Below are 12,410 nucleotides of genomic sequence, written 5' to 3' on the forward strand. Positions count from 1 at the left end.
CCGATCCATAGGACCGGGGACAATCTGGAACAGCTTAACCGACCAGCCCGTTATCGGTGCGCTTGATCGTGATCACCGATGAGCGCGGCGTGCCTCCATCCGGCCATTCGCTGCCGGGATGCTGAATGCCGACAAACATGGTGCGCAGATCGCTGGACCAAGCCAGCCCCGTGACCTCACACCCGTTTGGACCGGTCATGAAGCGGGCGATTTCGCCCGTGACCGGATCACCGACCAGCATCTGGTTGTTGCCGTGGCCTGCAAAGTCTTCTTCGTTGTCGTCATTGCCGTCGGTCTGGATCCAGACCAGACCAGTCGAGTCAATGGTCATTCCGTCGGGTGAGTTGAACAGGTTGCCCTCGTTCACATTGGCCGATCCGGCGCGGGCGTCAGAATGCACTGTCGGATTACCCGCCATGACATAGAGATCCCAAACGAACGCGTCGGCTGCGTGGTCGTCGTTGTCCGGTTTCCAGCGAACGATCTGGCCATATTTATTGGCCTCACGCGGGTTGGGGCCATTGGTCGACGTGTCGTCTCCCCCGGCATTTGGTTTCACGCCGCGGTTCTTGTTGTTGGTTAGGCAGCAATAGGCTTCGACCGCTACCGGGCTGGACGCCACCCATTCAGGGCGATCCATGGTCGTGCCACCCGCCTTGGATGCCGCCAATCGGGTGAAGATCGCAATATCCGCCGCATCCATGCCGGTTGCATCCGGCGTCAGCGGCAGCCAGGTGCCTGTCATGTCGTCATCGAATTTCGCCACATAAAGCGTGCCGTCGTTCAACAGATTCTGGGTTTCGCCGCCGGGCTGATAGGTGCCGTTCGAGACGAATTTGTACAGATACTCGCCCCGCTCATCATCACCCATATAGACAACCACGCGGCCATCAGCGGCCAGAGTCACCTCGGCATTCTCATGCTTGAAACGGCCAAGACCGGTGTGTTTGACCGGGGTGCTGTCCGGTTTGGTCGGGTCGATTTCGACGATCCAGCCCACCCGGTGCGGCTCGTTTGGGTTTTTGGAGGTGTCGAACCGCGGATCGAACAGTTCGTAGCCATTCCAGCTTTCGGCTTTGACGCCATAGCGCTTGAAGCCGTCCGCGACCTTTTGATAGTAGCTGGCGTTTTTGTCGCTGGACCCGAAATAGCCGTTAAAGTTCTCTTCGCAGGTCAGATACGTGCCCCAGGGCGTCTTGCCTGCACCACAGTTGTTCATGGTGCCCAGCGAGGTTGTGCCGGTCGGGTCGGCCTCGGTCTTCAGCAGGTCGTGGCCGGCAGCGGGGCCGACGATGTTCATCTCAGTGTTGTGGTGGATGCGCCGGTTGAACGGGCTGTCCTTGACTACCGACCAACCTTCGGGGCCTTCGGTGATTTCCATTACGGTCACGCCTTGCAGGTTCTGCAGTTTGCGCACGTCGTCAGCACTGGCCGGAACACCTTCCTGCGCGGCTGGCAGGTTGATTTTACCGTTCGGATATTCGTGATTGATCGCAATCAGCTCATGACCCTGGAAGGTAAAGGTCTCCATGCCGTCGGTATTCTCGCCAAAGATGCGGTCCGAGTTCTCGACCGGGCCGCCCTCGGCGAGGTCATAGCCATCGGCATCCGAAAACAGCGGATCGCCCCAGCGCATCAAGATCTTCCACTCAAACCCTTCAGGCACATGGACGGTGCCATCAGTTTGTGCGGCAATCGGGGTGAAAGCGAACCGGGATGCTGCTTGTGCCTGCGCCGAGGTCGAGCCAAGCAGGCCGGTTCCCAACGCAGCCGCGCCAGAGCCGAAGGCCACGACGCCGGACAGAAATCCACGGCGGGAAATGGCGCTTTCGACGACACGGTCAAAGTCGTTTTCTTCAGGGCGGGGGAAATGCAGCTCGTCCCAGTCGTCGGCGGAAAGTGTGGTAGGGTCAACGTCTTTCATGGATTGCTCCTGGCTGTCGGTGAAAAGTCGATGAAACGCATTTAGGGGGCATTTGTGACAGGGTAATAACAGCACCATTAACGATGGCGCCGGGATACTCAGGAAACAGATAAACTTTGGATGCGTTAGGATACGCCGATTGGATCAGTCCGTCAAAACGGGCTGATGACATCTTGTTTTTATTGGTTTTTTGCCAGGAAAAGCGGTCAGGTAAGGCGCTCACCGTCCGCAGTGAACCGATAGGCCTTGTCCGGAGAATAGGCGAAACGCAATTCCTGCCCTTCGGATATCGCATGCTGGCCAAACAGCCGGGCGGTTATGGCGTGTTCATTGATCTGCGCGATGACATTTGTGTCTCCGCCCAACTTTTCGACATGGCTGACACGCGCGGTGAGTGGTCCGTCATCTGCAACAAACAGGTCCTCGGGCCGGATGCCAATCGTGTTCTGACCGCTTTCGTTCAGCAACCCCTGCGGCAGGAAATTCATTGACGGAGAGCCGAGGAACCCTGCTACGAACTGGTTCGCGGGATTGTTATACAGTTCCATCGGGCTGCCGATCTGTTCTACCCGGCCGTCACGCAGAACAACGATCTTGTCGGCCAGGGTCATGGCTTCGGTCTGGTCGTGGGTAACATAGATCATCGAGGCGTCCAGTGCTCGGTGCAGGTTGGCGATCTCGATTCGCGTATTCATGCGAAGCGCGGCATCCAGATTGGACAGTGGCTCATCAAACAGGAACAGTTTGGGTTCGCGCACGATGGCGCGGCCAATGGCAACCCGCTGACGCTGACCGCCTGACAGTTCGGACGGGAAGCGGTCCAGATAGGGTTCCAGGTTCAGCATCCGGCTGGCTTTGGCCACGCGGCCTTCGATTTCCGATTTGGGCTGCTTTTCCTGCTTCAGTGCAAGGGTCATATTGCCCCGAACGCTGAGGTGGGGATAGAGCGCATAGCTTTGGAATACCATCGCAATGCCGCGCTTGGATGGCGGCACCAGATTGACCTGCTGCCCGCCAATGTTGATCTCACCGGACGATGCATCCTCGAGCCCCGCAATCACCCGCAACAGGGTGGATTTGCCACAGCCCGAAGGGCCGACAAAGACGACAAACTCGCCGTCTTCGACTTCAAGCGTGATGTCTTTTAGGACATGCACATTGCCGAAGGATTTATTGATTTTGTTCAGCGTCAGGGCGGTCATGTCGCTTGCTCCTCAAAGGAAACGGGCTGGCCAGTGCGGATGCTTTCATCTGCGGCCAGGCAAATGGCAAGGGATTGGACAGCGTCATTCATATGACGCGTCAGGTCTATGTCTTTGGCGATGGCGCGCAGCATATAGCCCTGTTCGGCATCGCAGAGTTCCTGGTGACCGGGTTCACCGGGCATGTCGATTGTGTGGTCGCCTTGCGGTGTGTGGACTAGCAGACCGCCAACCTTTGTGTGGCCGTCGATATCCGCCGAGGCGCCCTTGTTCCCGTCGGTGATCGAGACCGAACCGTTGGGCGACACTATATCTTTCACGAAGAACGCGGTTTCCGACATCATCGGGCCCCAGCCGGCCTCATACCAGCCGACCGAGCCGTCATTGAAAACCACCTGAAACTGCCCGTAATTGTACATGTCGGGCGCGATCTCATCGGATAGGCGCAGACCCATTCCGTGGACACGGACGGGCCGGGCATCGGTGATCTGGCACATCACATCGACATAGTGAACGCCGCAATCCACGATGGGCGAGGTGGTCTGCATCAACGCTTTATGCGTCTCCCATTCCGCGCCGCTGGATTGCTGGTTCAGGTTCAGTCGGAATACATAAGGCCCACCCAGGTTGCGGGCCTCGGCAATCAGCCGCACCCACGAGGGGTGGTGGCGCAGGATGTAGCCAACAACCAGCTTGCGGTTCAGCCGGGTGGCGGTTTCGACCACGCGGCGCGCATCAGCGACATTGGTGGCCAGCGGTTTCTCTACAAAGACATGCGCCCCGGCTTCCATCGCCGCACAGGCATAATCCGCATGGCTGTCGGAATAGGTGGCGATCACGACCAGATCCGGGTTTGTTTCGGCCAGCGCGGTTTCGAAATCGGAATAGGCCGGGTATTCGGCAAGATCAGGGTACTCAACGTGCCCCGAGCGGTTCACCAACGCCACGATCTGGGCGTCGGGGTGATGGTGATGGGCCAGCGCGTGGCTGAACCCCATATTGCCAAGACCTGCGATCAGAACACGTGTCATTTGACAGCCCCTGACGTGATGCCGCGGATCAGCTGGCGTGAGAATATGACATAGAGAACCAGGACCGGCAGGATTGCCATCGACAAGGCTGACAGGACCGCGTTCCAGTCGGTGACAAATTGACCGATAAAGACCTGGCTGCCCAGCGTCAGGGTCTTGGTCTCCTCAGCCGGGGCCAGGATCAGCGGGAACCACAGATCGTTCCAGATCGGGATCATGTTGAACACGGCCACCGTCGCCATCGCTGGCCGAACCAGCGGCAGAACCAACCGAAAGAAGATCGTGTATTCCGACAGCCCGTCGATGCGCCCGGCGTTTTTCAGGTCATCACTGACCTGCCGCATGAATTCAGACAGGATAAACACCGCCAGCGGCAAACCCTGTGCCGTATAGACCAGGATCAGCGCCCAAAGTGAGTTCACCAACCCGGTCGCCACCATCATCTCAAGGATTGCGACGGTGCCGATGCGGATCGGGATCATGATCCCCAGTGCCAGATATAGGCCCATCAGCAGGTTGCCTTTGAACTGGTACTCGGACAGCGCATAAGCCGCCATGGCACCGAACAGCAGGATAAAGAACAGGGACGCCACGGTGACGATCATCGAGTTCTGAAAGTAGAGGAAGAAATCCCCCTGCTTCATCACCGTCTCATAGCCGATCAGCGAAAAACTGTCTGCGTTGGGCAGGGCCAGCGGTTCGCGAAAGATCGATCGGCGGGTTTTGAAGCTGTTGATCAGGATCACAAAGACCGGGAACAGAGCGATCAGTGTATACAGGATCAGCCCAGCGTGCATCGCTACGGTGTTGAGGGGGTTATGGCGTGCTTTGTTCATCACTTGGCCCTCACAGTTGATACCGGCGCATCCGGGTCTGGATGCCGAACAGATAGATACAGACGCCCACCAGGATGATTGCGAACATGGCCCCGGCGATGGCCGATCCCATATGCGGGTCGCCTAGTTGCAACTGGAAGCCGAAGAATGTGCGATACATGAAAGTACCTAGAATATCGGTTGAGAAATCCGGCCCCGCCAGCGCGCCTTGTGAGGCATAGATCAGGTCGAATGCGTTGAAATTGCCCACAAAGGTCAGGATCGAGATGATCCCGATCGACGGCAGGATCAGCGGTAGTTTGATCTTCCAGAAGGCCGAGGCCCCGGTGATGCCGTCGATCTCTCCGGCCTCAAGGATTTCTTCGGGGATGGTCAGCAGGGCGGCATAGATCAGCATCATCGGGATGCCTACGAACTGCCAGACCGAGATCAGCGCCAGCGTGGTCAGTGCGTATTCCTCTTTGCCCAACCACGGTGCAAAGAGGGACTTAAGCCCAACAGCATCCAGCATCGAAGGCGCAATGCCCCAGATCGGCGACAGGATCAGTTTCCAGGCAAAGCCCACGATCACAAAGCTGAGGATTGTAGGAATAAAGATCGCCGAGCGATACAGGGCGGCAAACCGTAGGCGGGGGTGGCTGAGAAGGGCGGCCAGCGCGATGCCGATCGGGTTCTGAACCAACATATGGATCAGGAAGAACCAAAAATTATTACCCAGAGCATTCCAGAATTGATCCGACCAGTTGGGATCGAAAAACAGGGTCCGGAAATTCTGCAATCCGACAAACACGCGAGCCTGATCAACCTCTGTATACAGTGCAAGGCGCAGTGTGTTGAACAGCGGGAAAATCATCACAGCGGTATAGACGAGTACGGCAGGTGCCAGAAATACAACGATATGCCAGCGGATGCGGGGGCGGGTCATGGGATTGCTTTCAATGGGGTGTCGAAGTTACCCGGGCGGTCGGCACCGCCCGGGTATAGATCAGCTTATTGATGCGGAGCGTACCAGGAGGCCAGGCCTTCCTGCAGTTCGACACCCAGTTCCTCGGGGGATTTTGCACCTTTGATGGCAGCAACAGAAGCGCCCCAGGTATCGTTTTCAAGGTTCGGCGTGCCACGCGACAGGATTTGATAGGTCGAGCGGATGGTCGATTCACACTCTTCGCGCCAGCCTACGATTTCCTTGGCCAGCGGGTCCTGCAGCTCGACCGGAGTGTTCGAGAGCGGGAAGAAGCCAGGCAGGGCGTTGCCGAAGATTTCGGCGAATTCCGGGCTTGCGACCCAGGCCAGGAACGTCTCGGCAGCTTCGGGATTCGCGGTGGCCGCATTCATACCAATGCCAATGTCGGTGTGGTCCGAGATATAGCAGGTATCGCCCGCATTCTGGACTGGCGGCTTAAAGGCGCCCATTTCGAAATCGGCCTGCGCATTGAAGCCCGAAATTTCCCAGGATCCCGCAGGGTAGACGGCTGCGCGACCCAGGGTAAAGATGTTCTGGCTGTCGGGATAAGTCTGCGCCTCATATCCGTCACCCAGATAAGCGCCCCAACGGGCCAGGGTGGCATAGGGGGCGGTCCAGGCTTCATCGGTCAGCTTTTGCTCGCCCGCGATCAGCGCTTGGCGGCCCTCTTCGCCTTTCCAATAGTTCGGACCGATGTTGTTATAGCCCATAGTGGCGGCTTCCCACTGGTCGTTGGTGCCCATCGCCATCGGGATATAAGTGCCGTCTTCCTTGATCTTGTCGAGGGCGGCAAAGAACTCGTCCTCGGTTGTGGGAACTTCGATACCCAGCTCGGCAAACGCGTCCTTGTTATAGATGAACCCGTGGATCACCGACGCCATCGGAACGCAGAAACTGGCCGAGCCGTCATCCGTTTGCCAGGCCGACTTGGCGACATCCGAGAAGTTGTTCATCGCTTCGACACCGGACAGGTCGCTCAGGTGGCCGGCCTCATAGAGGGCCAGTGATGCATCGAAAGGACGGCAGGTGATCAGATCGCCAGCCGAGCCCGCATCCAGTTTCGAGTTCAGGACAGCGTTGTATTCCGCTGGGGCCGAGGGTGTGAATTGCACTTTGATGCCGGGGTGTTTGGCCTCAAACGCAGGGATGATCTGGTCCTGCCATAGCGTCAGGTCGTCATTTCGCCAGCTTTCGATGGTCAGGGTCACATCTTCCGCATAGGCAGCCGACGCCATCAGCGTCGTGCCCAGCAGAGCAAGTTTCAAGCTATTCTTGGTCATCCATATTCTCCCGATTGATGGTTATTATTCTATGGCCAGTGCGGCCGTTAGGATTCCGTCTGATGTTCGTAGGCGTTCGGTGGCTTCGGATGCCGAAACACCTTTTGCGGCGACAAGCACGGCGGGCTTCACATCACCGCGCGTTGCTTCCAGTGCGCGCTTTGCAGCGCCTGTGTCCACCTCGGCAATGCGGGTGACGATTCCGGCCGCGCGGGCGCGCAGTTTGTCATTGTCGGCGCGCAGGTTGACCATCATGCCGCCATGTACGTGGCCAAGGTCCAGCGCCATCAGCGACGACAGCATATTCAAGGCGATCTTTTGTGCCGTTCCCGCGCCCATCCGAGTTGATCCAGAGATCAATTCGGGCGGTGTGGCAAGCAGGATCGGGATGTTGGCCTGTATCAGCAGGGGGCTGTTGGCGTTATTGGCGATGCCGATCAAGGTCGCGCCTTTTGCACGGGCGATGCCTGCGGCTGTCATCGTGTAGGGGGTCGACCCGCTTGCGGATACGGCGATCACCGTGTCCTGGGCTGACAAACTGTTCAGCGCTTCACGCAGGTCACCGTCGGCGTCTTCGGAATCACCCGGCATCTCGACACCCGTCGGAAGACCACCAGCCATATGGATTCGCAACTGGTCTGGCGTGATCGAGAATGTTCCGCCCAGCTCTTGCGCGTCAGCCGCCGCCATCAAACCGGACGAGCCTGCCGCAACATAGTGCAACATGCCGCCCGACCGGAGCGTCCTGGCCATCGCAGCGGCGCCCAATGCAATAGCCTGTGTGGCCGAGCGCACCGCCGCTGCCGCAGCGATCTGCCCCTCGGCCAGCAACAGCGCCGACCCTGTCAGGTCTTCGCGGCTCAGGCTGGCGGCGTCGCGGTGCAGTTGTTCGGTTGACGGCAGCGTCAAGAGAATCCCCTCCCAGGTTTCCCGATTACAATACCTATTTAATACCACCTGTCCAACATTTTCTTTTCGGTATTATTTGGGTGCTGATTTTAAAGGAAAAATCGAGATATTGGCGAAAATAGCATAAAACGAGGCTTTTCTAATCGAAATAGGTATTGTATTGGTATTGTCATGACTGAGTCCCTGAATAATGCTGTGCTGGCCATTGATGGCGGTGGAACGCGCTGTCGTGTGGCCTGTGAAGTTGCTGGAATCGCTCACAGCGTTGAAGTTGGCGCTGCAAACGTCTCGACTGATTTTCAGGCTGGCGTTTCACAGATAAAGCTGGGGTTAGACCGGCTGTCTGGCAAGCTTGGCATCGGGGTTGAGGGCTTGTTGGCAAGTCCTGCCTTTGTTGGTTTGGCTGGGGTCACGGATCAGGCGATCGCAACTCGTTTGAGGGATGCGCTTGGTCTAAAGCACGCCCGGATAGAGGATGATCGTCCCGCAGCCTTGCGCGGGGCGCTGGGTGCGCAGGACGGGCTGATTGCCCATTGTGGTACAGGCTCATTTCTGGCCAGACAAACTGGTAGAGACATGCGCTTTGCCGGTGGCTGGGGCTCGGTCTTGGGGGATGAAGCCTCGGCCCAGTGGGTTGGAAGGATGGCATTGTCCTTGGCATTGCGTGCGTTTGATGGAACGCAGGCCCGTTCGGACCTTTTGACCACTTTGCTGTCCGAGCATGACGGACCTGCCGGGATCGTTCGCTTTGCGGGGGCTGCAGACCCTGCGCAGTTTGGTGCGATTGCACCAAAAGTGACCATGGCTGCCCAAGATGACGACGTGGTTGCGCAACAAATCATGCGGGCAGGTGCTGCCTATCTGGCGGATACCGCCACGCATTTGGGGTGGAACCCGGGAACCGCGCTGTGCCTGACGGGCGGTATTGGTGGTCAATACGCGTCGTATCTGCCCGAAAACATGCAATCCGACCTGCGCGCGCCGTTAGGAGAACCGCTCGACGGGGCGCTCGCCTTGGCAAAGGAGGTCGAACATGAGCATTGCTGATTTTCTGCGTTCGGATTCCTGGCTGACCGCTGATAATGGGCCGAGATATGTCCAACTGCGGCGAAGGCTGCAGGAGGGCATTGATACGGGTGTTCTGCCCCCCAAATCGTCGCTTCCTTCCGAGAGAGAACTTGTCGAGATCACGGACCTTTCGCGCGTCACCGTGCGAAAGGCGATTCAAGAGCTTGTCCAGGAGGGCGTGATCGAACAGCGTCAGGGCTCGGGCTCGTTCATCCGCGAGCGCATGCCACGGGTCGAACAATCGCTGACGCATCTGACATCCTTCACCGAAGACATGTCCAGCCGTGGAATGAAAACCGCGTCGAAATGGCTGGAGCGGGGGGTCTTTGCGCCGACCCAAGAAGAGATTGCCGCCTTGAGCTTGTCCGAGGGTGAGCAAATCTCTCGTATCTACCGATTGCGCGAAGCCGATGGCCGCCCGCTGGCGCTGGAAAAAGCGGCGTTGCCTTTGGATATCTTGCCCAACCCGATCGAAGTGACCACCTCTCTGTACGAGGTCTTGGATCGGCTGGGCCGCCGTCCTGTTCGGGCGGTTCAGAAGATCTCGGCCCTGAATTTGGCCGCGCGTGAGGCTGAACTGCTTGATGTTCCCGAGGGAGCCGCTGGGCTGAATATTGAACGTGTTTCTTTTCTCAGAAACGGACGCGTCGCCGAACTGACACGCTCGCTTTATCGCGGCGATGCGTATGATTTTGTTGCTGAATTGCGGTTGTAACCGGAAAGGACGGAACTAGATGTCCGTAGAACTCTCTAAGATGCGTCAGGAAATACTGGAAATTCCTGATGCCGTAGACCGATTGCTAAGCAATGGGGCTGACAATATCCGCCACGCTGCCCAGTTGGCGCGCGACGCAGACCCGCGTTTTCTGGTCTCGGTGGCGCGAGGATCTTCGGATCACGCCTGCACCTATCTGAAATATGCATGCGAACTGTTGCTGAATCTTCCTGTTGCCTCGGTCGGGCCTTCGGTCAACTCGATCTATGGTGCCGAGCTTCGGGCGCAGGGTGCATTGAGCATATCGGTGTCGCAATCTGGACAAAGCCCGGACATCGTTGGCATGACGCGCGCGCTGAAACGATCTGGTGCCGTGACGGTCGCCATTACGAACAATACGGAATCCCACCTTGCAGATGCCACGGATGCCGTCCTGCCTCTTCATGCGGGACCGGAATTGAGTGTGGCAGCAACTAAGACCTTTGTGACGTCTCTGGTGGCGGGGCTGTGGTTGCTGGCGGAAATCGCGGATGAGGCAGAGCTGAAGCAGGCCATATGGTCACTGCCCGGGTATCTTGGGAAGGCTGCCCAATGCGACTGGACCCCGGCCGCCAATGCGATTTCCGGCCGGTCCCTGTTTACCTTGGGTCGCGGTCCGTCGCTGGCGATCTCGAATGAAGCGGCGCTGAAGATCAAAGAGACCTGCCAGATTCACGCCGAGAGCTATTCGACTGCCGAAGTTCTGCACGGGCCGGTCTCAATCGTTGAAGAAGGGTTTCCAACCATTGTGTTCGCCGCCGGTGATGCCGCTGAACAAACAACGGCAGAAGCGGCTGATGCGTTGGCGGCAAAAGGGGCTACCGTTTTTGCCGCAACCTCGGCGGTGAAACAGGCGCAGCCTCTGCCGGTCGTCAGAACGGACCATTGGCTGACCGATCCCATCAGCACCATCACATCGTTCTACAGCATGGTTGAATCGGTCGCCTGCAATCGCGGAATTGACCCTGATGCCCCGCGTCACCTTAAGAAAGTTACGGAAACTGTATGACCTCTGAGACGGTTGTATTCAGAAACGGCGCCTATTTCGACGGCACACACCTGCTGGAGGGGCAGGCGGTTGTGTTTTGCCAAGGTAAATTGTCCGAGGTCACCCCGGCAGACGGAACCAAAATCGCCGGGCAGCAGGTCGATCTGAACGGTGATATTCTCTGCCCCGGATTTGTGGACCTACAGGTCAATGGCGGCGGAAGTGTCATGTTCAACGATGACCCTTCTGTCGAGACTATCCAGCGCGTTTCTCAAGCGCATAGAAAGCTTGGCGTCGCATCCTTTTTGCCCACCCTGATTACCGACACTGCGGCCAAGACCCAGCAGGCAATAGAGGCCGCGATCAAGGCTGTGGATGTCGGTGTTCCCGGTGTCGCTGGACTGCATCTGGAGGGACCGCATCTTTCGTTGGCGCGAAAAGGGGCGCATGACGCCGCGCTGATCCGCCCGATGGATGAAGAGGATCTGACCACCCTGATAGCCGCGGCCAGCCGATTGCCTTGCCTTAAAGTAACCCTGGCGCCAGAAGCTGTGTCTGAGCGACAGGTTACCTCTTTGGCTGAGGCCGGAATTCTGGTGTCTCTGGGTCATAGCGATGCGGATTTTGCGACCTGTCAACGTTATGCTGCGGCGGGCGCGCGCTGTGTCACACATCTGTTCAACGCCATGAGCCAGCTTGGAAACCGCGAGCCTGGTCTTGTGGGGGCGGCGCTGGCCAATGCGGGTTTGTCTGCGGGTCTGATTGCCGACAGTATACACGTACACCCTGAGGTCATGCGGGCGGCATGGGCGGCAAAGACCGGCCCGGCCCGGATATTTCTGGTCAGCGATGCCATGGCTGTTGCCGGAACAGAGGATGCTGAATTCAACCTTGAAGGGCGCCGTATTACCAGAACGGATGGCCGCCTGACGCTTGAAAATGGAACGCTGGCAGGGGCTGACCTGGATCTGACGACGGCTGTTCGCATCCTTGTCAAAAATGTCGGTGTCCCGCTGAAGGATGCGCTGAGCGCCGCAACGACCTATCCTGCGAAGTTGATTGGCTTGGCCGAATCTTCCAGTAAGAATCTGGCATCCATGATCCGTATTTCGGCGGATCTTGAAACTTGCGAATGGGCGAATGCCGCGCGTTGAATAAGCCGCGCGCTGCCGAAACGACCCCGGGATTACCGATGCGCCGGGGTCCGTCCCCGGGTGTCATATGATTTTGAATTTCGCGTGCGAACTGTGCTTGACGACACCTTGGGCATGGCATAAACCAGCCACCGCTGAGCGGGCGTCGTATACTGGCTATTACCTCAGCCTTCCAAGCTGATGAAGCGGGTTCGATTCCCGCCGCCCGCTCCAAATCAGCCCCAAAAGTCTGCGTCAAATAGCCTTTCGTTTGGGCCATTCGGCTGCACCGCTTGACCCGGCGAGTTGTAGACGCCAAGA

Annotated in this window: 11 protein-coding genes and 1 tRNA gene; 5 read left to right on the plus strand and 7 right to left on the minus strand. The window is 58.0% G+C overall.

Translation table 11 applies throughout. The features are described from left to right. Positions 1–34 precede the first annotated feature (34 nt). The 7 genes from AC2FFF_RS07565 to AC2FFF_RS07595 all read right to left on the minus strand — a co-directional run bounded on the left by AC2FFF_RS07565 (position 35) and on the right by AC2FFF_RS07595 (position 8,146). Positions 35–1,924 (minus strand): PhoX family protein, encoded by a 1,890-nt coding sequence (locus AC2FFF_RS07565; RefSeq protein WP_281972694.1) that lies wholly within the window; start codon positions 1,922–1,924, stop codon positions 35–37. Positions 1,925–2,130: 206 nt separating this feature from the next. Beyond that, positions 2,131–3,126: an ABC transporter ATP-binding protein gene (locus tag AC2FFF_RS07570; protein WP_281972695.1), complete on the minus strand. Its 996-nt coding sequence runs from the start codon at positions 3,124–3,126 to the stop codon at positions 2,131–2,133. Next, the gene (locus AC2FFF_RS07575; protein ID WP_281972696.1) at positions 3,123–4,157 is read right to left on the minus strand and encodes a Gfo/Idh/MocA family protein; all 1,035 of its coding nucleotides are present in this window, start codon (positions 4,155–4,157) and stop codon (positions 3,123–3,125) included. The genes AC2FFF_RS07570 and AC2FFF_RS07575 overlap by 4 nt, the downstream gene beginning before the upstream one ends. Beyond that, a complete protein-coding gene (locus tag AC2FFF_RS07580) occupies positions 4,154–4,993 on the minus strand; it encodes a carbohydrate ABC transporter permease (protein ID WP_271949335.1) in 840 nt (279 codons plus the stop codon). The genes AC2FFF_RS07575 and AC2FFF_RS07580 overlap by 4 nt, the downstream gene beginning before the upstream one ends. Positions 4,994–5,003: 10 nt before the next feature. Next, positions 5,004–5,918, minus strand: a complete 915-nt coding sequence (locus tag AC2FFF_RS07585; protein ID WP_142636674.1) for a carbohydrate ABC transporter permease — start codon at positions 5,916–5,918, stop codon at positions 5,004–5,006. A 65-nt stretch (positions 5,919–5,983) separates the two neighbouring features. Then, on the minus strand, positions 5,984–7,237 hold the full coding sequence (locus AC2FFF_RS07590) for an ABC transporter substrate-binding protein (protein ID WP_281994953.1): 1,254 nt from the start codon (positions 7,235–7,237) through the stop codon (positions 5,984–5,986). A 24-nt stretch (positions 7,238–7,261) separates the two neighbouring features. Next, positions 7,262–8,146, minus strand: a complete 885-nt coding sequence (locus AC2FFF_RS07595; RefSeq protein ID WP_142636678.1) for an N-acetylmuramic acid 6-phosphate etherase — start codon at positions 8,144–8,146, stop codon at positions 7,262–7,264. 171 nt (positions 8,147–8,317) lie between these two features. Here AC2FFF_RS07595 and AC2FFF_RS07600 point away from each other — a divergent pair, with 171 nt between their 5' ends. From AC2FFF_RS07600 to AC2FFF_RS07620, 5 genes are all read left to right on the plus strand, one after another. After that, positions 8,318–9,193, plus strand: a complete 876-nt coding sequence (locus AC2FFF_RS07600) for a glucosamine kinase nucleotide-binding domain-containing protein (protein WP_281972697.1) — start codon at positions 8,318–8,320, stop codon at positions 9,191–9,193. After that, positions 9,180–9,929: a GntR family transcriptional regulator gene (locus AC2FFF_RS07605; RefSeq protein ID WP_281972698.1), complete on the plus strand. Its 750-nt coding sequence runs from the start codon at positions 9,180–9,182 to the stop codon at positions 9,927–9,929. Before AC2FFF_RS07600 ends, AC2FFF_RS07605 begins: the two co-directional genes overlap by 14 nt. Positions 9,930–9,948: 19 nt before the next feature. Beyond that, positions 9,949–10,977: an SIS domain-containing protein gene (locus AC2FFF_RS07610; RefSeq protein WP_281972699.1), complete on the plus strand. Its 1,029-nt coding sequence runs from the start codon at positions 9,949–9,951 to the stop codon at positions 10,975–10,977. Further along, on the plus strand, positions 10,974–12,110 hold the full coding sequence (gene nagA, locus AC2FFF_RS07615; RefSeq protein ID WP_281972700.1) for an N-acetylglucosamine-6-phosphate deacetylase: 1,137 nt from the start codon (positions 10,974–10,976) through the stop codon (positions 12,108–12,110). The genes AC2FFF_RS07610 and nagA overlap by 4 nt, the downstream gene beginning before the upstream one ends. Positions 12,111–12,248: 138 nt before the next feature. Beyond that, positions 12,249–12,323, plus strand: a tRNA-Gly gene (locus AC2FFF_RS07620). Positions 12,324–12,410: the final 87 nt, after the last annotated feature.

Source organism: Ruegeria sp. YTSA226 (assembly GCF_059609905.1).